We start from the raw sequence: 22,476 nt of genomic DNA, 5'->3' as shown, positions 1-22,476 counted from the left end.
GGGCGTCAGAAATGCCTTTCGCGCCCGGCAAACAAGTCGCGCAAATTGCTGCGGTGGCGCCAGACGATCATCACTGTCAGAACGGCGATCGGCAGGAGTGCCTCTGGTTCGCGCCAAGCCAGCAATGGCAGGGTCAGCGGGGTAGCAACCAGAGCCGCCAGGGAGCTTGTGCGGGTGAGGTAGAAGGTCAGAAGCCAAGCGCCGACGGCAAGTAACGCCGCTGGAAAATACAGTGCCGTGAGCATGCCGGCCGCGGTGGCGACACCTTTACCTCCGCGAAACCGAAAATACAGTGGGAACAGGTGACCGAGCACTGCGCAAACGCCGATCCATGCCTGCTCCTGCAGGCCAAGGCCGGCAGCGCGGGCGAGCAGAACCGGTAACAAGCCCTTGCACAGGTCGCCCAGCAGGGTCAGGATCGCCATTTTACGGCCCGCCAGGCGTAGCATGTTGGTGGCGCCAGCATTGCCCGATCCGCTGGAACGCGGGTCCGGGCTGCCTGAAAGGCGGCTTAGGAGGATGGCGAAGGACAGCGAGCCAAGCAGGTAGGCGAGCAGCGCCAGTAACCAAAACATGCTAACTATTCCGGGCGAGGACGCCCTGATTCTAACGGCGCCCGTCGCCCTTGTCGTGCTGTGGAGAGAAGTGCTTGGACAGAGTGTTCATCGAAGGCCTGGAAGTCGATACCGTCATTGGTGCCTATGACTGGGAACGGGATATCCGCCAGTGCCTGCGCCTGGACCTTAGTTTCGCCTGGGACAACCGCCCTGCGGCAGCCGGTGATGACCTGAACCTGGCGCTGGACTACGCCAGTGTTTCGGCGCGTGTGCAGGCGTTCGCCGAGCAGGCGCGCTTCGAGCTGGTGGAAACCTTCGCCGAACGGCTGGTGGCGACGCTGATGGAAGAATTCAACATTCCCTGGGTGCGACTGAAGCTGACCAAGCCGGGCGCCGTTCCAGCGGCCCGCGGCGGTGTTGGCGTGGAGATCGAGCGCGGATGTCTCTGAGCACGGTTTACCTGGGCCTTGGCAGCAATACCGATCGCTACCAGCACTTGTGCGCGGGGCTCGATGCATTGGCCGCCATTCTCAGTGATCTGCGTTGTTCACCAGCCTTCGAGAGCCAGGCGGTAGGCATCAAGAGTGGGCCGTTCATCAACTTCGTCGTCACCGGCAAGACCGATCTGCCGCTGCTGGAGCTGGACCGCCGGCTCAAGTTCATCGAGGCGGACAACGGCCGCTATGCGCCAGAGCGCAAGGGCTTGCCCCTGGATATCGATGTGCTCATGTACGACGACCTGCACGGCACATTCGACGGGCTGGTGTTGCCGAGGGCGGAGATTCTGAAAAACGCTTTTGTGCTGTGGCCATTGTCGCTGTTGGCACCGGACTTGGTGCACCCTGGGGCAGGGAAGTGCATGTCGCAGTTATGGCAGGAAGCGCAGATCGACCAAGTGCTGGCGCCTGTCGCCTTCGAGTGGCGTGGGTTGCAGCTGACCGCATTGTAAGTATGTGCCGGCCTCTTCGCGCCTTTAGCGGAGAAGAGGCCGGCAGGTTCAGTCGCCTTTGTATGCCTCTAGCGCTGTAAGCCGTGCATCCTTGAGCGCCTCGCCCAAGCCTTGGCCGGTTAGCCCCGATCGCATCAGGGCCTGTGCATCAACCGTCCGGGCTGCCGTCGCTGCCCCGCGTAAGTAAGCAGCCTGTGGATAACCTACCGATACGGCCATCTGGCACGCTGCAAGAAAATCCTCGAACCGCTGCGGCCGCCGATAGACGTCGAATTTTTGCAGCATTTCCAGCAGTTTTGCCGGCGCCAGTTGCAATGCGTCGTCGGCCAATGGTGCCCATTCAGCCACCAGCAGAGCCAGTTCCTGACACTCGCGCGGCACCTTGAAGCGCTGATTGAGCGCTTTGATGGCAGCCGGCTCCAGGGCTCGCAGCAAGCAGGCCCATCGCACCGCCAGTGGCTGCTGGTGCTGAGCCGCTCGCTGCAGCGCCATTGTTGTATCCGCGCCATACTCAAGCTCGGGCATCAGCTCCCTCAGGGCCCCGCAACTGTGTAATACCTGAATGAAGACTTGAGGCTGGCTTTCCATCAGCGCCCGCTCTATTTCTTTCCAGCTACGCTCGGCTGTCAGCGCCTGCAACTCGCCCGACTCGGCGATCTGGCGCATCAGCGCCAATGTCTCATCGGCAACTTGAAAACCCAAGGGCGCGTAGCGGGCGGCAAAGCGGGCAACCCGAAGCACGCGCAAGGGGTCTTCGGCGAACGCAGCAGAAACGTGCCGCAAGATGCGTTGCTCAAGGTCTGCCTGGCCGTGATACGGGTCGTAGACTGTGCCGTGCTCATCCTCGGCCATCGCGTTGATGGTCAGGTCGCGGCGGATCAGATCTTGTTCCAGTGTTACGTCAGGGCTTGCGTGAAAGGTGAACCCGCCATAGCCGCGCCCGCTTTTGCGTTCGGTGCGTGCCAGTGCGTATTCCTCTCCCGTGGTTGGATGCAGGAAAACCGGAAAGTCAGCACCCACCGGGCGATAGCCCTTGGCGTGCATTTCTTCTGCCGTAGCGCCTACCACCAGCCAGTCGATATCGCTGACCGGGCGCCCGAGCAAGCGGTCGCGTACTGCTCCGCCGACTTTGTAGATGTGCATGTGCAGCCTCCATAACTGCCAACAGGATACCCCGTTGGCAGTTATGGCGGTGCATCAGAGGTGGTGAACCACGGCAAGGTCCATGCGCCCATAGTCACCGCTATCGGCGTGCTCACCTCGCGGCGGCATGTGGTGAGTCTTGATCACTTTGTCACCCTGGACTGTCTCCAGGTGGATATCAAAGCCCCACAGCCGGTGCAGATGCTTGAGCACTTCCTCGGTCGAGTCGCCCAGAGGTTTACGGTTGTGCTGCTGGTGACGCAGCGTGAGCGAGCGGTCGCCACGACGGTCGATGCTCCAGATCTGCACGTTGGGTTCGCGGTTGCCAAGGTTGTATTGGGCGGCCAACTGCTCACGGATGATGCGGTAGCCTGCTTCGTCATGGATGGCAGGCACCAGTAGGTCATCACGCTGATCGTCGTCGAGGATGCTGAACAGCTTCAAATCGCGCATCACCTTGGGTGACAGGTACTGCAGGATGAAGCTCTCGTCCTTGAAACTGCTCATGGCGAACTTAAGGGTTGAAAGCCAGTCACTGCCGGCAATGTCGGGGAACCAGTGGCGATCCTCGTCGGTTGGGTTTTCGCACATGCGGCGAATGTCAGTGTACATGGCAAAGCCCAGCGCATAGGGGTTGATGCCGCTGTAGTACGGGCTGTCGAAGCCAGGCTGGAACACCACACTGGTATGCGACTGCAGAAACTCCATCATGAAGCCTTCGGTGATGAGGCCTTCGTCATACAGGTCGTTCATCAGCGTGTAATGCCAGAAAGTTGCCCAGCCTTCGTTCATGACTTGCGTCTGGCGCTGGGGGTAGAAGTACTGAGCGATCTTGCGCACGATGCGCACCACTTCGCGCTGCCAGGGTTCGAGCAGTGGGGCGTTCTTCTCGATGAAGTAGAGAATGTTTTCCTGGGGCTCGGAGGGGAAGCGCGCATCGTCGCGCTCGCCGCCCTTTTCCGCGCTTTTGGGGATCGTGCGCCACAGGTCATTGATCTGCCGCTGCAGGTGTTCTTCACGGTCTTTCTGGCGCCGGCGCTCCTCTTCGGCAGAGATGGGATAGGGGCGTTTATAGCGGTCCACGCCATAGTTCATTAGCGCGTGGCAGGAGTCGATGAGGTCTTCCACAGCATCGATGCCGTGACGTTCTTCGCATTGGGCGATGTACTGCTTGGCGAACACCAGGTAGTCGATGATCGATGTGGCATCCGTCCAGGTGCGGAACAGGTAGTTGCCTTTGAAGAAGCTGTTGTGCCCATAGCAGGCGTGGGCGATTACCAGTGCCTGCATGCACATGGTGTTTTCTTCCATCAAGTACGCGATGCACGGGTCGGAATTGATCACGATCTCGTACGCCAGGCCCATTTGCCCGCGGCTATAGGACTTTTCTGTACTGAGGAATTGCTTGCCGTAGGACCAATGGTGATAACCCAGAGGCATGCCGACGGAAGCATAGGCATCCATCATCTGCTCTGCGGTGATCACCTCGATTTGGTTGGGATAGGTGTCCAGGGCGTATCTAGCGGCCAGCCGGCTGATTTCACGGTCGTAGGTCTGGATCAGCTCGAACGTCCATTCGGAGCCGGTGGAAATGGGTTGGCGTCTCTGTGCTCTGGCGGTCATGTGGCTAACCTGCGCTGAAAGAGTTCACGGAAGACCGGATAGATATCACCGGCCGATACCAACTGCTGCTGGGCGAAGGTGTCTGGGAAGGCCTCACCGATTCGCTCGTACTCGTACCACAACGCCTGGTGCTCACGCGGGGTGATCTCGACGTAAGTGTAGTACTGCACATGCGGCATGATCTGCTTGGTCAGGATTTCACGACAGATCGGCGAGTCGTCGTTCCAGTTGTCACCGTCGGAGGCCTGAGCGGCGTAGATGTTCCAGTCGGCGGCTGGGTACCGTTCGGCCATGATCTCCTGCATCATTTTCAGCGCACTGGAAACGATGGTGCCGCCGGTTTCGCGGGAGTAGAAAAATTCTTCCTCGTCGACTTCACGCGCGCTTGTGTGATGGCGAATGAACACTACTTCGATGCGGTCATAGTTTCGCTTCAGGAACAGATACAGCAGTATGAAAAAGCGCTTGGCGATGTCTTTGGTGGCCTGGGTCATCGAACCAGATACGTCCATCAGGCAGAACATCACCGCCTTGGAACTGGGGTTGGGCTGTTTGACCAGCAGGTTGTACTTGAGGTCGAACGTATCGAGGAAGGGCAGGCGGTTGATGCGTGCCTTGAGCCGTTCGATCTCCTGTTCGACTTCCTGGATGTCGGTGAAATTGTCGGGTTCCTCGACTTTTAGCCGGTCTAGCTCCTTCTGTGCTTCTCGCAGCAACCCACGGCTGCTGCCTGTCAGGGCGATACGTCGGGCATGTGCCGAGCGCAGAGTGCGCACGATGTTGATACGCGAAGGATTGCCTTCGTTAGCGATACCGGCACGCACGGTCTTGTAGGTGTCGGCACCGGTCAAGTGGCGTTTGACCAGGTTGGGCAGTTCCAAGTCCTCGAACATGAATTCGAGGAATTCTTCCTGAGTAATCTGGAAAACGAAGTCATCCATGCCCTCGCCGGAATTGCCGGCCTTGCCGCGGCCGCCACCACCCCCACCGCCTTGGGGCCTCGGAATATGTTCGCCAGCGGTGAATTCCTTATTGCCTGGATGGACGATGGTCTGCTTGCCACCACGGCCGTGGTGCAGCACCGGTTCATCGATGTCGCGTCCAGGAATGCTGATCTGCTCACCGTGCTCCATGTCCATGATGGAACGGCGGCTTACGGCCTCTTCAACGGCCTTCTTGATGTGTTCACGGTACCGCCGCAGGAAGCGCTGGCGGTTGACCGTACTCTTGTTCTTGCCGTTCAGGCGTCGGTCGATAACGTAGCTCATGGTCCCTCCGGTAGCTGGGAGCAGCTGCAAGCCACAAGCTTCAGGCTGCAGGAAAGTGCAGCCACCGCTGCTGCAAGCTAGAGCGCCGGGCTTGCGCTCGGCGCTGGTTAGCTTGCTGCATGCGGCTTGTAGCTTGCCGCTTTATTGCGATTTTCTGACCCGCAGGTACCATTCCGACAGCAGGCGCACCTGCTTGTCGGTGTAGCCACGCTCCACCATCCGCGTGACGAAGTCGTTGTGTTTCTGTTGGTCCTCCTTGCTGGCCTTGGCATTGAAGCTGATGACCGGCAGCAGGTCTTCGGTGTTGGAGAACATTTTCTTCTCGATCACCACCCGCAGCTTCTCGTAGCTGAGCCAGCTGGGGTTCTTGCCATTGTTGTTGGCGCGGGCACGCAGTACGAAGTTGACGATTTCGTTGCGGAAGTCCTTCGGATTGCTGATGCCTGCGGGTTTTTCGATCTTTTCCAGCTCTTCGTTCAGGGCAATGCGGTTGAGAATTTCGCCGGTTTCCGGGTCGCGGTATTCCTGGTCCTGAATCCAGAAGTCGGCATACAGCACATAGCGATCGAAGATGTTCTGCCCGTATTCGCTGTAGGACTCCAGATAAGCGGTCTGGATTTCCTTGCCGATGAACTCGATGTAGCGCGGTGCCAGGTATTCCTTCAGGTAGCGCAGGTAGCGCTCACGCACCTCGGCCGGGAACTGTTCCTGCTCGATCTGCTGCTCCAGCACATACAGCAGGTGAACAGGGTTGGCCGCAACTTCGTGTGGGTCGAAGTTGAACACTTTGGAGAGGATCTTGAAGGCGAAGCGGGTAGACAGACCGTTCATGCCTTCATCGACGCCTGCTGCGTCACGGTACTCCTGGATCGACTTGGCTTTAGGGTCGGTGTCCTTGAGATTCTCGCCGTCGTATACCCGCATCTTCGAGTAGATGTTGGAGTTCTCAGGCTCCTTGAGCCGCGACAGTACGGTGAACTGAGCGAGCATCTTGAGGGTGTCCGGCGCGCAATGGGCCTTGGAAAGCGAGCTGTTGATCAAGAGCTTGTCGTAGATCTTGATCTCGTCGCTAACCCGCAGGCAGTACGGCACCTTGACGATGTAGATCCGGTCGATGAACGCTTCGTTGTTCTTGTTGTTGCGGAAAGTGTGCCACTCCGATTCGTTCGAGTGAGCGAGCAGTATCCCGGTATAGGGGATCGCGCCAAGGCCTTCGGTACTGTTGTAGTTACCTTCCTGGGTCGCGGTCAGCAACGGGTGCAGCACCTTGATCGGTGCCTTGAACATCTCGACGAATTCCATAAGGCCCTGGTTGGCCCGGCACAGGGCGCCCGAGTAGCTATAGGCGTCCGCGTCGTTCTGCGGGAATTCCTCGAGCTTGCGGATATCCACCTTGCCCACCAGCGCGGAGATGTCCTGGTTGTTCTCGTCGCCTGGCTCGGTCTTGGCGATGGCGATCTGATTGAGGATGGAGGGGTATAGCTTGACCACCTTGAATTTGGTGATGTCGCCGCCGAATTCCTGCAGGCGTTTGGTAGCCCACGGCGACATGATGGTATTGAGGTAGCGACGGGAGATCCCGTATTCCTCCTCAAGGATGGCCCCGTCTTCGGTAGGGTTGAACAGGCCCAGGGGCGATTCGAATACTGGCGAGCCCTTGATCGCGTAGAAGGGCACCTTTTCCATCAGTTGCTTGAGCTTTTCGGCCAGCGACGACTTACCGCCGCCTACCGGGCCCAGCAGATAGAGGATCTGCTTCTTCTCTTCCAGGCCTTGGGCGGCGTGGCGGAAGTAGGACACGATCTGATCGATGCACTCTTCCATGCCATGGAAGTCGGCGAAGGCCGGGTAACGGCGAATCACCTTATTGGAGAAGATTCGCGACAGCCTAGAGTTGGTAGAGGTGTCGATCAGCTCTGGCTCACCGATGGCCAGCAACAGCCGTTCGGCCGCCGATGCGTAGGCACTGCGATCCTCTTTGCACAGCTCGAGGTACTCCTGCAGCGAGAGTTCTTCCTGGCGCGTGGACTCGAAACGTTGTTGGAAGTGGCTAAAAATACTCATGACGTCACCTCGCTCGATACGTTGAGACGACGCCGGATCAGTCAGCTGATGCTGGCATGCAACCGGGTTCGCCGGTTGCTGTGTACCCCCCAGAACACCCTGAAACGCTACCGATGACCCGCACGCCGGTGTACCGGCTCTCCCCTTTTTTGGATGGCCTGCGCTTAAGGATAGTTGGTTATGCGCAAGGTCAAGGGCGCGAGATCGAGAAGTTGCGTACGACCGTTCGTCAGGTGGGCTGCTAGCCCACGTGCGGCGCGGGCTGCAGTGAAAATGAAAAAATTTATTCGGCAGCGCCCTGGGCGGTTTCGGCGGGGTAGGTGGTACGCCATAGCTCGAAGCCGCCGTCGACGCTGTAGACCTCGGAGAAGCCCTGGCCGACCAGATAGGCGGCAGCGCTCTGACTGGAGTTGCCGTGGTAGCAAACCACCAGCGTCGGGGCGTCGAGGTCGGCATTGCGGATGAAGTCTGCAACCGAATGGTTATCCAGGTGCCGGGCACCTGTGATATGGCCGGCGGCGAAGGCTTGCGGGTCGCGAATGTCGACGACGACCGCACCTTGCGCGCGCAAGGCCAGGGCCTGCTCGGGAGGGATGCGTTTGAATTCGCTCATGGGTACGGCTCTCTTGGGGGTTGATCGTTCAGTGTAGTGGGCGGCGCCGACTGGCGGGCGTTGCCGTCGTCAGTGCAGTCGCAGCGGTGGTATTGCCCAGTGTCGACATTGTATAGGGTCATGGCGCCGCCCCATACGCAGCCAGTGTCCAGAGCAATGATGCCAGGCTCGTCGACCTGGCCCTGCAGCGCAGCCCAGTGGCCGAAAATGATCTTCACATGACGCGAGCGGCGCTCTTTGTGCGCGAACCATGGCTTGTAGCCTTTGGGCGCAGTGGCCAAACCTTCTTTGCTTTTGAGGTCCAGCTTGCCGCCGGCAGTGCAGAAGCGCATACGGGTAAGGTAATTGGTGATCACCCGCAGCCGCTCCACGCCGGCCAGGCTCTTGCTCCACTTGCTGGGCTCGTTGCCATACATGCCATCCAGATACAGCGGCAGGCGGTTGTCGTCGCGCAGCACCTGCTCGACTTCATGGGCCCGTTCCAGGGCCTGGCCCAGTGTCCACTGTGGTGGTATGCCGGCATGGACCAGGGCGATACCCCGCGGCTCGTCGTAATGCAGCAGTTTCTGCTGGCGCAGCCAGTCGAACAGCCGGTCGGCATCTGGCGCTTCGATGATCTCGCGCAAGGTGTCGTTTTTCTTCAAGCGCTCGACATTGCGCCAAGCGGCCAGCAGGTGCAGGTCATGGTTGCCCAGCACGCACACCAGTGACTGACGGATCGAGTAAAGATAGCGCAGGGTTTCGAGCGACTCGGGGCCGCGGTTCACCAAGTCGCCGACCAGCCACAGACGATCTACCGCCGGATTGAAGTCGACCCGTGCAAGCAGGCACTTGAGCGGCTCCAGGCAACCTTGCAGGTCGCCCACGGCATACGTGGCCATCAGTGCAGCGCCCCAGGAACGGCTAGGCGGAAGGGCGCGATGGGCGCTTCGAAGCGTTTACCGTCCGCGGCGAACATTTCGTAGCTGCCCTGCATGGTACCAACGCGCGTGCTGATCACTGCGCCGCTGCTGTAGGTATGGCTCTGGCCGGGTTCGATGGTCGGCTGCTGGCCAACGACACCGGCGCCGCGTACCTCCTCGACTTCACCGTCACCGTTGGTGATCAGCCAATGCCGTGACAGCAGCTTGGCTTTGACCGAGCCGTTGTTCTGCACGGTAATGGTGTAGGCGAAGGCAAAGCGACTGCTTTCGGGGTCGGATTGATCTTTCAGGTAACGGGTCACGACGCTGACGTCGATTTGATAGCGAGGGTCGGACATGCAAAGGCCTTGGGGAACTGACGCAATAATGCAGTCTAGGCCATTGATAGGGGGGAGGGCCAGCGGTGCTGGGCTTTGACAACTGGGGCCGACGTCCTTGCGAGCTTGCCTGGCAAAGACGTCGGTGCAGGCGGTTAGCCTTGTTGGGCTGCCAGCTGGTCGGCCAGGCGCACGAATGCTGCCAGGTCAAGCTGCTCGGGGCGCAGGCTGCCGTCCACGCCCGCAGCCTCGATGGCTGCACTGTCGAGCAGGCCTTTGAGGGTATTGCGCAGGGTCTTGCGGCGCTGGTTGAACGCTTCGCGCACTACCTGCTCCAGTAGGCGTGCATCCTTGGCCGGGTGTGGCAGCACTTCGTGCGGGACCAGGCGCACGATCGCCGAGTCCACCTTCGGCGGTGGATTGAAAGCACCGGGGCCAACATTGAACAAGTGTTCCACGCGGCAGTGGTACTGCACCATGATCGACAAGCGGCCCCAATCGCCACCGCCAGGGCCGGCAGCCATGCGCTCGACCACTTCTTTTTGCAACATGAAGTGCATGTCGCGGATGAGCCCGGCATGGCTGAGCAAGTGGAAGATCAGTGGGGTTGAGATGTTGTAGGGCAGGTTCCCGACCACCTTCAGGCTGCGCGACGGAACGCCCAGCTGGTTGAAGTCGAATTTCAGGGCGTCGCCCTGATGCAAGCGGAAGTTGTCACGGCCGGCGAACTTGTGTTGCAGGATAGGTACCAGGTCCTTGTCCAGCTCCACCACGTCCAGCTGCGCGCCACTGCCGAGCAGGCCTTCGGTCAGAGCACCCTGGCCCGGGCCGATTTCCAGCAGGTGTTCGCCAGCCTTGGCGTTGATGGCCCGCAGAATGCGGTCGATGATACCCGCGTCGTGCAGGAAGTTTTGCCCGAAGCGCTTGCGCGCCCGGTGTTGGTATTGCTCGTTCATGGTCGGTTCTCGGCCATCTGGTAGGCGGTTTCCAGGGCGACTCGCAGGCTGCCGGTGTCGACCTTGCCGCTTCCGGCCAGGTCCAGGGCGGTGCCGTGGTCCACCGACGTGCGGATGATCGGCAGGCCCAGGGTCACGTTGACGGCAGCACCAAAGCCTTTGTACTTGAGTACGGGCAGGCCCTGGTCATGGTACATCGCCAGCACCGCGTCGCAGTGCTCCAGATATTTGGGGGTAAACAGGGTATCGGCCGGCAGCGGGCCGCGCAGGTCCATGCCTTCGGTACGCAAGCGGGCCAGTGTTGGCTCGATGATGTCGATTTCTTCGCGGCCAAGATGGCCGCCTTCCCCAGCATGCGGGTTGAGGCCGCAAACCAGGATGCGTGGGTTGGCGATGCCGAACTTGTCACGCATGTCGGCGTGCAGGATACGGGTGACCCGCTCCACACGCTCGGCGGTAATGGCATCGGCGATATCGCGCAGCGGCAGGTGAGTGGTCACCAAGGCAACGCGCAAACCGCGAGTTGCCAGCATCATCACAACCTGAGCGGTGTGCGTCAGGTCGGCGAGGAATTCGGTGTGGCCCGAAAAGGGGATACCGCTTTCGTTGATGATGCCTTTGTGCACCGGTGCGGTGATCATTCCGGCGAATTGCCCGTCGAGGCACGCTTGGCCGGCACGGGTCAGTGTTTCCAGTACGAATGACGCGTTGGCGCCGTTCAGCTGACCTGGCACCACCTTGGCGGCCAAAGGGGTGTCCCACACATAGAGGCTGCCTGCAGGTGCGGGCTGCTCGGGCCATTGGCCCGGCATTACCGGTAGCAGGCTGACAGCCAGCCCCAGCTGCGCGGCCCGCTCGGCGAGCAGGTCACGGCTGGTGATGGCAATCAGGGGGTGGGGCTGGGCCTCGGCGGCGAGCAGCAGGCACAGGTCAGGGCCTATGCCGGCTGGTTCACCGGGAGTGACGGCGAAGCGCAGAGGCTTCACTGTGCAGCCTGGTCGGCGCCAGGCAGTTTGATTTCAACGTAGGCTTCATCGCGGATCTGGCGCAGCCAAGTCTGCAGCTCTTCGTCGTACTTGCGGTTGCGCAACACATTCATGGCTTGCTGCTCGCGTGCCTGTTCAGTGCTGTCGGTAGCGCGGCGGCCCAGCACTTCCAGGACATGCCAGCCGTACTGGGTCTTGAACGGTTTGGTCACTACGCCTTGCTGGGCGTTGGCCATCTGCTCGCGGAACTCCGGTACCAGGCTGTTCGGGTCTACCCAGTTGAGGTCGCCGCCGTTGAGCGCCGAACCTGGGTCTTCCGAGAAGCTCTTGGCCAGTTCGGCGAAGTCTTCGCCGTTCTGGATGCGCTCGTACAGACGCTCGGCCAGTTGCTTGGTAGCCGCTTCGCTGCGAATTTCACTCGGCTTGATCAGGATGTGGCGCACATGCACTTCGTCACGCAGCACGTTCTCGCCACCGCCACGCTTCTCTTCCAGCTTCAGCAGGATGAAACCGTTAGGAATACGGATAGGCTGGGTAATGTCGCCCACAGCCATGCTGCTGAGCATCTTGGCGAAGTCCGGTGGCAACTGCGCAGCTTTGCGCCAGCCCATTTCTCCGCCTTCCAAGGCGTTTTCGCTGGCCGAGTTGGCAATAGCGAGCTGGCCGAAGTCAGCACCCTGGCGCAGTTGCTGGTACAGGTCACCCACTTTGCGTGCGGCTTTCTGGATGTCGTCAGAGTTGGCGGCTTCCGGGGTCGGGATGAGGATGTTGGCCAGGCGATACTCTTCCGACATCTGCATCTTGCCCATGTCTGAATTGAGGAAGTTCTTCACTTCCTGCTCGGAAACCTGGATACGCTCGGCAACGCGGCGCTGGCGCACGCGGCTGATGATCATCTCGCGCTTGACCTGCTCACGGGCGTCGTCGAACGACAGACCGTCATGGGCCAGGGCGGCGCGGAACTGCTCCAGGGACATGCCATTGCGCTGGGCGATGGTGGCGATGGCCTGGTTCAGTTCTTCGTCGGTGATGCGGATGCCGGAGCGTTCGCCGATCTGCAATTGCAGGTTCTCGACGATCAGGCGTTCCAGTACCTGCTGCTGCAGCGCGCCGGACGGCGGCACGCCGCCGCCGCGCTTGGCGATGGTCTGCTGCACCTCGTGGACGCGCTGGTCCAGTTGGCTTTGCATAACCACGTCGTTGTCGACGATGGCCACCACGCGGTCCAGAGGTTGTACCGCGGCATGTACCGCGCCACTCAGCAATGCAGCGCCCAGCAACACTGGGCGCAGTCGATCAATAAGCTTGGTCTTCACGTGTACGGTAACCTTGAATGCCTTGGTCGAGGAACGATTCGACTTTATTGCCTACTACACCACCGAGGCCTTTCAGCACGATCTGCAGGAAGATGCCGTGGTCACCCTTTTCATTTTGCGGGGTAGCCTGGCTGAAGTCGTCGTAGTCGATCCAGTAACGGTTGATCAGGCGCAGCTTCCAGCAGCAGTTGTCGTACTCGAAACCACCCATGGCTTCCAGGGTGCGGTTGCGGTTGTAGTCATGCTGCCAGCGGGCGATGACGCTCCATTGCGGCACGATCGGCCAGATGACCGAGAAGTCGTGCTGCTGGATCTTGTAGTAGTCCTTGATGTAGTTCGGATCGCCTGGGGTGCCGTAGTCGCCGCCGTCCACTTTCCAGGTACCGGTGGTGGAGTCATAGGCGATGGTGTCGTTGCGGTAGCGATAACCGACGTTAACCACCTTGTTCGGGTTGTCCTCAGGCTGGTAATGGAACATCGCGCTGCCCGAGCGGGTGCTGTGGCTATCCGGGTCCCAGTTGAAGTCCGAATTGAAGCGCCAGTCGCGGTTGAAGTAGTAGTTGTACACCAGGGCGTACGGCGATACATCGGATTGAGCGCCCTTACGGTTGCGATAGTCGATGCCTGGCAGCTGGACCTTGCGGTCCTTGAAGTAGTAAGCCTGGCCGATGCTGAAGTTCTGACGCTCGAAGCCGTTGTCTTCGATCCAGCGGGTGGTCACGCCCAGCGACAATTTGTTCTCGTCACCGATGCGATCGGTGCCGGAGAAGCGGTTATCGCGGAACAGCGAGTCGTAGCTGAATAGCGTTTCGCTGGTGTCGAACAGCGGGATGTCCTTCTGGTCCTTGTATGGGACGTAGAGGTAGAACAGACGCGGTTCGAGTGTCTGGCGATAGTTGGTGCCAAACAGCGAAGTGTTGCGGTCAAAGTACAGGCCACTGTCGATAGAGGCGATCGGAATGTCACGGCTCACGCTGCTGTTATAGCTGCCATACGCAGAGTCCGCTGATTGAGCAATCGCTTGTGCTTTGCCCTGGCTGTCCAGGTCAAGGTCATACTGGGTGTAAGCGTATTTCAGCTTTGGCGTGAAATAGCCGTAGCTCGCTTGCATCGGCAGGCTGATCGAAGGAGCCACATTCAGGCGAGTACCGTTGGCCCGTGCAATGCCAGTGATGTTCTGGTCCAGCCGACGTCCATCGGTGCCAGCGGTGATGTCCAGGTTGCCGTCCTTGTCGTACACCGTGCCATTTTTCAAATCGCGGTCGAAGCGAACGGCCTCGGTCTCGTAGCCCAGGTTCAAGCCGCCTGGGTGGAACGGTAGTGCGCCGTCAAAAGTAATCTGCGGCAGCTTGTCGTACGGAGTGATCTGCGACAAGGTCGCCATTTCGTACGCTTGCGCATTTAGGCGAGCAGTGTAAGTGTCGCCACGCCAGGTCAGGGCACCTTGCTGGTTGACCACATCGCGGCTCTTGACGCCAATCTGATCGGTTTCAAGATCCTGGAAGTAGAACGGGTCGCTGATGTCGGTGTAGTCGACTTCAGTCATCAGGCGCTCGTCCAGGCCACCTTTGTGCTGCCAGTTGATCATCCAGCGGTCTTTCTTGTAGTCCGTCTGTAGCTTGCGGTCGTCGCTCTCATCACTGAGGAACGCCCCACCGAACTGGCCTTCGCTGGACTTGGTCAGGTAGCGGAACTCGCCTTCCATCAGCAAGCCGCGCTTGGTCATGTAGCGCGGGTACAACGTGGCGTCATAGTTCGGCGCCAGGTTGAAGTAGTACGGCGTGACCAGCATGAAGCCGGTGTCGCTGGTGCTGCTGAACGATGGCGGCAGGAAGCCGGACTGACGACGGTCGTCGATCGGGAAGTAGATGTACGGTGTGTAGAGCACCGGAAAATCTTTGACCCGCAGGGTGACGTTGGTCGCAGTACCGAAACCGGTCGCCGGGTTCAGGGTGATGTTGTTGCCTTTGAGCTGCCAGGCGTTGCTGCCTGGTTCGCACGTGGTGTACGTACCGTCCTTGAGGCGGATGATGGCGTTTTCGCCACGCTTGGCGTACAGGGCATTGCCGCGGATGTGCGACTTGTGCATCACGTATTCGGCGTTGTCGACCTGGGCTTCACCGGTGTCGAGCTGGATCTGTGCCTGGTCACCGACGACCAGCGAGCCATTGTCGCGAATCTTGACGTTGCCCTTGAGCTCGCCACGGTTCTCGGCCTGGTACAGGTTGGCCTCGTCGGCTTCTGCCTGCATGCTGCCCTGGCGCATGACCACGTCGCCAGCGAGGGTAGCGATTTGCTGCTCCTGCTGGTACTTGGACACCTTGGCGTTGATGTAGGTTGGCGACTCGTCCTTGGGCGTGGTGTCAGCCATGCCGGGGCGAATGGGCTCGATGTATGCACCGCCGCAGTACGGGCCGGTTTCGGCCAGCTGGGCTGCAGTGAGCTTATCGCGGGGTACCCAGTCGAGGTGGCTGTAGTCTTCGCTGCGCGACTTCAGACCACGGCCCTTGGCCTCGGTGACCAGCATCGGCTTGTCGGCGCTCTGGGCTTCGACCGGCTCGGCTTCAGTACCGGCCGTAAGCGCGGCACCGTCATGCACCGGACGCGGAGGCAGATTGCTGACTGGGGTCTTGGGCTTGCAGTCCCAACCACCGGAGGCGGACACTTGGCAGTCGAACTGCTCGGCTGCCACCACATAAGAGGTGGCCAGAGGTTGCATGGCCAGCAGACCGCCGGTTACCAGCAACGGAAACTTTCTACGAAACGCGGGGGATTTCAATGCCATCTTATTAGTCCGGGCTTCCTGCGTGCCATCTGCCCGCGTGTGGGGCCGCACGCCTCTCGATGGTCTGAAAAAGATGCTGGATAATAAAGCATGACCCGCTTGACGGCTAGGGCCGTCGGAGACCCTTGTAATGCCTGATCACGATGTACGCCTGCAACAACTGACTGTCTGGCTCCATGAGCAGCTCGATCGACTCTTTCGCGACAACGCCTGGGGCGATGTGCCCGAGGGCAGCCTGGCCGCCGCCAGCAGTGATGCCAGCTTCCGCCGCTACTTCCGTTGGCAGGGGGCCGGGCGCAGCTTCGTGATCATGGACGCGCCCCCACCTCAGGAAAATTGCCGACCGTTCGTCGCCATCGACCATTTGCTGGCAGGCGCCGGGGTGCATGTGCCGCAAATCCATGCCCAGGACCTGGAACGTGGCTTCCTGTTGCTGGGGGATCTGGGCCACCAGACCTACCTGGACATCATCCAACAGGACAACGCCGATGCGCTGTTCGCCGATGCCATTGACGCGCTCTTGGCTTTCCAGCGCCTGCCAATGGATGCGCCGCTGCCCCATTACGATGACGCCTTGCTGCGCCGCGAAGTCGAACTGTTCCCCGAGTGGTATGTGGGACGGGAGCTGGGCCTTGCCTTCACCGCCGCACAGCAGGCCACCTGGCAGCGCGTCAGCCAGTTGCTGATCGACAGCGCCCTGGCCCAGCCCAAAGTGCTGGTGCACCGTGACTACATGCCGCGCAACCTGATGCAAAGTAGCCCCAACCCAGGCGTGCTGGACTTTCAGGATGCTGTCTACGGCCCGGTCACCTACGACATCACCTGTCTGTTCAAGGACGCGTTCCTCAGCTGGCCGCAAGCACAGGTCCAGGGCTGGCTGCGTCGCTACTGGGACCAGGCGCGAGCCGCTGGCATCCCAGTGCAGCCGGTATTCGAAGAGTTCCAGCGCGCCAGCGACCTGATGGGCGTGCAGCGCCACCTCAAGGTCATCGGGATCTTCGCGCGCATTTGCCACCGTGACGGAAAACCTCGTTATCTGGCCGACGTTCCGCGATTCTTCGCCTATATAGAAGAAGTGGTCAGCCGTCGCCCTGAGCTCGCCGAGCTGGGCCGCCTGATCGGCGAGTTGCAAGCCGGAGCGCGTGCATGAAGGCAATGATTCTTGCAGCAGGTAAAGGCGAGCGCATGCGCCCGCTCACCCTGCATACCCCCAAACCGCTGGTGCCGGTCGCGGGTCAGCCGTTGATCGAGTACCACCTGCGTGCGCTGGCAGCAGCCGGTTTTACCGACGTGGTGATCAACCACGCCTGGCTTGGCCAGCAGATCGAAGACCATCTTGGCGATGGTAGCCGTTTCAGCCTGCGCATCCGTTATTCGCCCGAAGGCGAGCCGCTGGAGACCGGCGGTGGGATCTTCAAGGCTTTGCCGATGCTGGGCGATGAGCCCTTTGCGCTGATCAATGGCGATGTCTGGACCGATTACGATCTTGCTCGCCTGCGCGCACCGTTGCCGGGGCTTGCGCATCTGGTGTTGGTCGATAACCCTGGGCACCACGGGCGGGGCGACTTCCGCCTAAGCGCCGGCCGGGTGATCGATGGCGACGACGCCCCTGGTACGCTTACCTTCAGCGGCCTCTCGGTATTGCATCCGGCTTTGTTCGAAGGCTGCCAGGCCGGTGCCTTCAAGCTGGCGCCATTGCTGCGCCGGGCCATGACCGAAGCCAAGGTGACTGGCGAGCACTACCGCGGCCATTGGGTGGATGTCGGCACTCTGGAGCGTTTGGCCGAGGCCGAGCGCTTGATCAGCGAGCGCGCCTGAGATGTGGTGGCCAGGCACGCTGATCGGATTGGGCGCAGGTTTTGCGGTTGCCAGCATTCCCGGTGCATTGCTGGGAGCTTTGTTGGGCCAGGCGATGGACCGACGCCTGCGTTTGCAGGGTTGGGACGACATGCGCGAGCGCCTTGGCGGTCGCTCGCCACTGCAGGATGACGAATTGCTGTTCGTATTGCTTGGGCGGTTGGCCAAGAGCGATGGCCGTGTGGCCGAGCAGCACATCCAGCAGGCTCGCCAGGAAATGGTCCGCCTCGACATGCCCGAAGCTGCTCGTTTGCGGGCCATTGCCGCGTTCAACCGGGGCAAGGCGGGCAAAGACCGGCTGGCAGGCCACCTGCGTCGTATCCGTATGCAGCCCCATGCCGCCGAGGGCACGCTGCGCGCTTGCTGGCGTATGGCATGGGCTGATGGCAAGGCCGGTCGGCACGAGCGCGAGCTGCTGCTGGAATGGGGGCACAAGTTGGGCCTCAGCCGCCGCCAGGTTCAAGCGATGTCGCTGGAATACGAACCGCGCAAGGCGCAGGTTGCAAGTGGGGTGATGAATTACGCGTCCGCCCTGCGCTTGCTGGGCGTGGAGGCCGACACCGAAGCCGATCAGGTCAAGCAGGCCTACCGACGCCTGGTCAGCAAGCATCACCCAGACAAGCTGGCGGGGAGTGGCGCAAGCGAGGCGCAGGTGCGCGAGGCGACCGAGCGCACTCGCGAGCTGCACCAGGCCTATGCCATCGTGCGCAAGCGGCGCGGTTTCTAGCAGCAGGGCGCCTAGCGCGCCTTGACGTCACTGCTGTTGTGGGCTCAGCCAGCCCCTCACGCGGCGGAACACCTGCTCCTGCTCACCCTCCTGGTTGGCCGACATGGCAATCAGCGACAGCTGTTTGTACTGGCTGTCCTTCTGCCGCTTACTGGCCTGAAGGCGAAGCGCTGCGGCATTGCGGTCGGCAGTGCGGGTGGCGAAATAAAGGTCGGCGGTGGGCACTTTGAGGGTCGGCGTCAGGCTTTGCAGGTCATGTTCGACCCGTGCTGGCGTCTGTGCAGCGATCATCACCAATTTGTGTACTTGCGGAGGTTGCTTTTCGCTCAGGTAGCGCGCGGCCCAGTAAGCACCGCTGCCGTGGCCGATCAGCACGATGCTGCGCGAATTGTGCTGCTGGGCAAACGCCACGGCTGCGTCCAAGCGGGCAAAGATGCGTTCGGCATCGGCTGCGTCATTCTGGTCGCTGGCTTGCACGGCGTCGGTGCTTTCTGCGGTATCGACATCGGCAGCGGTGGCTTGCGCGACGTTGGCGTTGGCGTCGGCAGGTGTGTCCTTGGCCGGCGCGCTTTCGCCGGGCTTGTTGTCAGGCTCTGACGCTGGTTTGGCATCGACTCGCGCTTGCGGCGCCTCGGCCAGCAGATCGGGCAAGCTTACGCTCAGGCTGTGCCAGCCGGCATCAGGGAACTTGCGCCGCAGCGGGCCGACGGCGTTGGGCCAATCGGCATTCTCACCTGCGCCAGGCACGATGATCACGGCACCCTTGGGGTCGCTGTCATTGGCCGGCTTCCAGAGCGCTAGAAAGTTGTCTGCCCCGGCTTGCAAGGTCTGCTGTTCGGCTTTGGGTACTTGCCGCTCCAGGGCCAGTGCATCTTCTTGGCTGCGTTCGAGCAGGGGTGGGCGTGTGACGGGGGCAGCGCCGGCCTGGGCAGCGGTTTCTGGTTTGGCGGCATCGCCAGCCACGGCGCCAAATGGCAGGAGTGAGGCCAGGCAGCACATTGCCAGTGTCGTGCGATAAAGTGTGATCATGAATCAACCCAAGGCCAGAATGATTCCGGCAGCCTAATAGTATTTGCCCGCGACGGCCACGCCCCATGGCCGCCCTTACCCAGATGAGCGTATTGATGAAGCGATTGCGTCGCCTGTTGGTTATCGGCGTGTTGTGCCTGCCCTTGATCGCTCTGGCACTGCCGCCAGCGGCGCCGACTGTGGTGCTGGAGCCTGCTCAGCAGCAATGGCTCGACAGCCATCGCAGCTTGCGGGTGGGCCTGGTATTGCAGGCGCCGTATGCGCAATTCGATCACCGTCTGCAGCAGCTTTACGGCGCCAACGTCGAGTTGGTTGCCCAACTGGGCCAGGCGCTAGGCCTGGACCTGACCTGGCGTAACTTTACTGACCAGGCCAGCCTTGAACATGCCCTGCAGGCCGGTGAAATCGACTTTGCGCCCGGCTTGATGCAAACACCGGCCAGCCTGCGCCTATGGCTGTTCAGTGACCCCTACATGCGGGTTCCACAGCTGGTGGTGGGGCCGCGCACCGGCGCGATGGCCGTGGAGCTGGAAAAACTCGACGGGCAAACCCGCGTTGCGGTACGCATGCCCAGTGCCCTGGCCGATTACCTGCGCGGCAACTACAGCAACCTAAACCTACAGGGCGTACCGAGTGAGCGCGAGGCTTTGCAACTGGTGGTCGCAGGCCAGGCCGGTTATGCGGTGCTCGATGAAGCCCAGTTGAGTCGGTTGTCTCGCGAAAGCGAGTTCGCCGAGTTGGTGGTGGTAGGTGATATCGGCTTGCCGCAGTTACTTCGGGTAGGCTCGCGGCGCGACTGGCCGGTGCTGGCCGATGTGCTTGAGCGGGGCTTACAGGCCATCCCGGCCAAGTCACTTGAGCAAATGCACCAGCGCTGGTTGCAGCCCAAGTACCCTCGTTTGAGCGAATCACCTGGGTTCTGGCAGAACCTGGCATTGCTGTTCGGCCTGTTGCTGCTATGCGCCGTGGCCACAGTGGTGTGGCAGCGCCGCCAGCAACGGCAACTGGAGCGCGGCTTGCTGGCGGCGCGGGAAAACCTGGCTGAACGTCAGGGGCGCGAGCAGGCGCTGCGCCTTAGCCAGTTCTCCATCGATCAAAGCACTGTAGGCATTCTTTGGGTCAACTGGGACAGCCACGTGCGCTATGCCAACCAGGCAGCCGAAAATATGCTCGGCTACGCCGAGGCCCAGTTGCTGGAGCGGCCACTGATAGATTTCGAGCCTAACCTGAACATGGACCGTTGGCTCGAGCTCTGGAAGGGCGCCCGTGCCGGCGCAGACGAAACACGGCGTTTCGAGACGCACTGCCGGCGGGCCGATGGCAGCCTGCTGCCGGTGGAGCTGTCGCTGAGCTTCCTGCGCTTTCGCGATGCCGAATACCTGGTGGTGTATCTGGCCGATGTGACTGAACGCCATCGCGCCCTGGCAGCGCTGCGTGAAAGTGAGGCGCGGCTTAAAGGCATCGCGGGCAACGTGCCAGGCCTGGTGTTCCGCCTTGAGCCGGCGCCAGCGCAAGGGGAGCCGGAATTTCCCTACATCAGCGAGGGCAGCGAGGCCCTGGTCGGCTACACCCCCGCGCAAATCCAGCACCCGCAGATGGGGCTGCGCAACCTGGTTCACCCTGACGACCGGGCCGATTACCACCAGGTTCAGGATCTAGCCATTGCCGGTGATCAGGACTGGTCGTGGCAGGGGCGTATCCTCACTCGCCATGGCGAGCAGCGCTGGGCCGACATCAAGGCCAGCGCCCGCCGTTTGCCCAACGGGCGGGTGGCGTGGGACGGCATCGTCTGGGACATCACCCAAGGCAAACGCGCCGAGCTGGCGCTGGCCAGCTCCCAGGAGCAGTTGCGCGAGTTGTCGGCGCACCTTGAGAGTGTGCGCGAAGAAGAGAAGGCGCGGATTGCCCGTGAGGTGCATGACGAGCTGGGGCAGATGCTGACAGTACTCAAACTGGAAGTGTCGATGTGCGAACTGGCCTTCGCCGAGCTCGACCCGGCGCTGCATGAGCGCTTGGGTAGTATGAAGCGCCTGATCGGGCAACTGTTCCAGTTGGTGCGCGATGTCGCCACCGCCCTGCGCCCGCCGATCCTCGACGCTGGCATCGCTTCGGCCATCGAATGGCAGGCGCGGCGCTTCGAGGCGCGTACGCACATACCTTGCCTGGTGCAGGTACCGGATAATCTGCCGGCATTGAGCGATGCCAAGGCCACGGGGTTGTTCCGCATTCTGCAGGAGGCGCTGACCAATGTGATGCGCCACGCCAAGGCGCATAGCGTGGAGATCGAGCTGATACGTGAGAATGCGCAACTGCGCATGACGGTCAGTGACGATGGCAGTGGGTTCTGTTGCGATCAGCCCAGGCCCGCATCGTTCGGCCTGGTCGGCATGCGAGAGCGTGTGTTGATGCTCGGTGGCACCATGGTGCTGGACAGTGAGCCCGGCGAAGGCACCCGCCTGAGCGTGGCCATACCTTTGGAATAGGAGAGTGAGCGTGATTCGAGTGCTGGTGGCCGAGGACCACACCATTGTCCGTGAGGGCATCAAACAGCTGATCGGCCTGGCCAAGGACATGCAAGTGGTAGGGGAGGCGGGCAATGGTGAGCAGTTGCTCGAAGCCCTGCGCCACAGCCCCTGCGAAGTGGTACTGCTGGATATTTCCATGCCGGGGGTCAGCGGCCTGGAGGCGATCCCGCGCATCCGTGCCCTGCACGATGCCCCGGCGATTCTGATGTTGTCGATGCACGATGAAGCACAGATGGCAGCACGCGCGCTAAAGGCTGGCGCCGCCGGGTATGCGACCAAGGACAGTGACCCGGCCTTGTTGTTGACCGCGATCCGGCGGGTTGCCAGCGGTGGGCGCTACATCGACCCGGCGCTGGCCGATCGTATGGTCTTCGAAGTGGGGCTGACCGAAACCCGCCCGCTGCACACGCTGCTGTCGGAACGAGAGTTCTCGGTATTCGAGCGCCTGGCCCACGGCGCCAATGTCAACGACATCGCCCAGCAGTTGGCGCTGTCGAGCAAAACCATAAGCACCCATAAAGCCAGGTTGATGCAGAAGCTCAAGGTCAATTCGCTGGCGGAGCTGGTGAAGTACGCCATGGAGCACAAACTGGTCTGACTGTTCTGATCGCGACAGCTGCCCCCTGTATGGCGTGGCCAACCTTGCAGTGGGCCGATTTACTCGCAAGGCGCCTGGCCTGCCTTCTGCGGGGCTTTGGCTGGCCCGATCACGGGCGAGCTCGCTTGCATAGCGATTCATGGCTGTGCTGAAAGCGCCGCTCTTGTAGGGCAATCCCTACAGCGAATCTTCCATGTGGATGATGGCATTCTCTCAGCGCAGCCGATTTTCCAGCGTTCG

General features: G+C 61.2%; 20 protein-coding genes. 7 read left to right on the top strand and 13 right to left on the bottom strand.

The window, feature by feature from the left end; genetic code table 11:
- Positions 1–5: 5 nt before the first annotated feature.
- Positions 6–575 (bottom strand): glycerol-3-phosphate 1-O-acyltransferase PlsY, encoded by a 570-nt coding sequence (gene plsY / locus J5M56_RS19490; protein ID WP_186478633.1) that lies wholly within the window; start codon positions 573–575, stop codon positions 6–8.
- A 74-nt stretch (positions 576–649) separates the two neighbouring features.
- On the opposite strand from plsY, the gene folB reads away from it, so the two are divergent.
- Together folB and folK are read left to right on the top strand one after the other, a co-directional pair.
- Positions 650–1,006: a dihydroneopterin aldolase gene (gene folB, locus J5M56_RS19485; RefSeq protein ID WP_186478634.1), complete on the top strand. Its 357-nt coding sequence runs from the start codon at positions 650–652 to the stop codon at positions 1,004–1,006.
- Complete coding sequence (gene folK, locus J5M56_RS19480) at positions 997–1,506, top strand: 2-amino-4-hydroxy-6-hydroxymethyldihydropteridine diphosphokinase (RefSeq protein ID WP_207937570.1); 510 nt, start codon at positions 997–999, stop codon at positions 1,504–1,506. The genes folB and folK overlap by 10 nt, the downstream gene beginning before the upstream one ends.
- A 48-nt stretch (positions 1,507–1,554) precedes the next feature.
- Here the strand turns inward: folK and J5M56_RS19475 are convergent, their stop codons facing one another.
- The 11 genes from J5M56_RS19475 to J5M56_RS19425 all read right to left on the bottom strand — a co-directional run bounded on the left by J5M56_RS19475 (position 1,555) and on the right by J5M56_RS19425 (position 15,500).
- Positions 1,555–2,649 carry a multifunctional CCA tRNA nucleotidyl transferase/2'3'-cyclic phosphodiesterase/2'nucleotidase/phosphatase gene (locus J5M56_RS19475; RefSeq protein WP_207937569.1) on the bottom strand — a complete coding sequence of 365 codons (1,095 nt, stop codon included), beginning with the start codon at positions 2,647–2,649 and terminating at the stop codon, positions 1,555–1,557.
- Positions 2,650–2,703: 54 nt separating this feature from the next.
- Positions 2,704–4,272: a SpoVR family protein gene (locus J5M56_RS19470; protein ID WP_060477462.1), complete on the bottom strand. Its 1,569-nt coding sequence runs from the start codon at positions 4,270–4,272 to the stop codon at positions 2,704–2,706.
- Entirely contained in the window at positions 4,269–5,540 is a 1,272-nt protein-coding gene (locus tag J5M56_RS19465; RefSeq protein ID WP_060477463.1) for a YeaH/YhbH family protein, read from the bottom strand. The genes J5M56_RS19470 and J5M56_RS19465 overlap by 4 nt, the downstream gene beginning before the upstream one ends.
- Before the next feature lie 141 nt (positions 5,541–5,681).
- On the bottom strand, positions 5,682–7,604 hold the full coding sequence (locus J5M56_RS19460; RefSeq protein WP_060477464.1) for a PrkA family serine protein kinase: 1,923 nt from the start codon (positions 7,602–7,604) through the stop codon (positions 5,682–5,684).
- A 283-nt stretch (positions 7,605–7,887) separates the two neighbouring features.
- Entirely contained in the window at positions 7,888–8,217 is a 330-nt protein-coding gene (glpE, locus tag J5M56_RS19455) for a thiosulfate sulfurtransferase GlpE (protein WP_186478637.1), read from the bottom strand.
- Positions 8,214–9,098, bottom strand: coding sequence for a symmetrical bis(5'-nucleosyl)-tetraphosphatase (locus tag J5M56_RS19450; RefSeq protein WP_186478638.1), 885 nt, complete (start codon positions 9,096–9,098; stop codon positions 8,214–8,216). The genes glpE and J5M56_RS19450 overlap by 4 nt, the downstream gene beginning before the upstream one ends.
- The gene (gene apaG / locus J5M56_RS19445; protein WP_060477467.1) at positions 9,098–9,478 is read right to left on the bottom strand and encodes a Co2+/Mg2+ efflux protein ApaG; all 381 of its coding nucleotides are present in this window, start codon (positions 9,476–9,478) and stop codon (positions 9,098–9,100) included. The genes J5M56_RS19450 and apaG overlap by 1 nt, the downstream gene beginning before the upstream one ends.
- Positions 9,479–9,612: 134 nt before the next feature.
- Positions 9,613–10,413 carry a 16S rRNA (adenine(1518)-N(6)/adenine(1519)-N(6))-dimethyltransferase RsmA gene (gene rsmA, locus J5M56_RS19440; protein ID WP_060477468.1) on the bottom strand — a complete coding sequence of 267 codons (801 nt, stop codon included), beginning with the start codon at positions 10,411–10,413 and terminating at the stop codon, positions 9,613–9,615.
- Entirely contained in the window at positions 10,410–11,399 is a 990-nt protein-coding gene (pdxA, locus tag J5M56_RS19435; RefSeq protein ID WP_186478639.1) for a 4-hydroxythreonine-4-phosphate dehydrogenase PdxA, read from the bottom strand. Before pdxA ends, rsmA begins: the two co-directional genes overlap by 4 nt.
- The gene (surA, locus tag J5M56_RS19430) at positions 11,396–12,715 is read right to left on the bottom strand and encodes a peptidylprolyl isomerase SurA (protein ID WP_060477470.1); all 1,320 of its coding nucleotides are present in this window, start codon (positions 12,713–12,715) and stop codon (positions 11,396–11,398) included. Before surA ends, pdxA begins: the two co-directional genes overlap by 4 nt.
- Entirely contained in the window at positions 12,696–15,500 is a 2,805-nt protein-coding gene (locus J5M56_RS19425) for an LPS-assembly protein LptD (protein WP_207937568.1), read from the bottom strand. The genes surA and J5M56_RS19425 overlap by 20 nt, the downstream gene beginning before the upstream one ends.
- A 130-nt stretch (positions 15,501–15,630) precedes the next feature.
- Between J5M56_RS19425 and J5M56_RS19420 the strand changes: the two genes are divergently transcribed.
- From J5M56_RS19420 to J5M56_RS19410, 3 genes are read left to right on the top strand one after another with little or no spacing between them, the layout of a single operon-like run.
- Positions 15,631–16,650 carry a phosphotransferase gene (locus J5M56_RS19420; RefSeq protein WP_207937567.1) on the top strand — a complete coding sequence of 340 codons (1,020 nt, stop codon included), beginning with the start codon at positions 15,631–15,633 and terminating at the stop codon, positions 16,648–16,650.
- Complete coding sequence (murU, locus tag J5M56_RS19415; protein ID WP_186478642.1) at positions 16,647–17,318, top strand: N-acetylmuramate alpha-1-phosphate uridylyltransferase MurU; 672 nt, start codon at positions 16,647–16,649, stop codon at positions 17,316–17,318. Before J5M56_RS19420 ends, murU begins: the two co-directional genes overlap by 4 nt.
- 1 nt (position 17,319) lies before the next feature.
- Positions 17,320–18,084 carry a TerB family tellurite resistance protein gene (locus J5M56_RS19410; protein ID WP_186478643.1) on the top strand — a complete coding sequence of 255 codons (765 nt, stop codon included), beginning with the start codon at positions 17,320–17,322 and terminating at the stop codon, positions 18,082–18,084.
- 27 nt (positions 18,085–18,111) lie between these two features.
- On the opposite strand, the gene J5M56_RS19405 is transcribed toward J5M56_RS19410, so the two are convergent.
- Positions 18,112–19,113 (bottom strand): alpha/beta hydrolase family protein, encoded by a 1,002-nt coding sequence (locus J5M56_RS19405; protein ID WP_186478644.1) that lies wholly within the window; start codon positions 19,111–19,113, stop codon positions 18,112–18,114.
- A 95-nt stretch (positions 19,114–19,208) separates the two neighbouring features.
- Between J5M56_RS19405 and J5M56_RS19400 the strand changes: the two genes are divergently transcribed.
- Complete coding sequence (locus J5M56_RS19400; RefSeq protein WP_207937566.1) at positions 19,209–21,596, top strand: sensor histidine kinase; 2,388 nt, start codon at positions 19,209–19,211, stop codon at positions 21,594–21,596.
- Positions 21,597–21,606: 10 nt separating this feature from the next.
- Positions 21,607–22,236, top strand: coding sequence for a response regulator transcription factor (locus J5M56_RS19395; protein WP_060477477.1), 630 nt, complete (start codon positions 21,607–21,609; stop codon positions 22,234–22,236).
- The last annotated feature ends 240 nt before the right edge of the window (positions 22,237–22,476 follow it).

The sequence above is a fragment of the Pseudomonas sp. 51_B genome (genome assembly GCF_017491595.1).
In the GTDB taxonomy this organism is placed as follows: Bacteria; Pseudomonadota; Gammaproteobacteria; order Pseudomonadales; family Pseudomonadaceae; genus Aquipseudomonas; species Aquipseudomonas promysalinigenes.
Note: the sequence above shows the minus strand (reverse complement) of the source record. Positions and strands in the feature narration are given on the sequence as shown.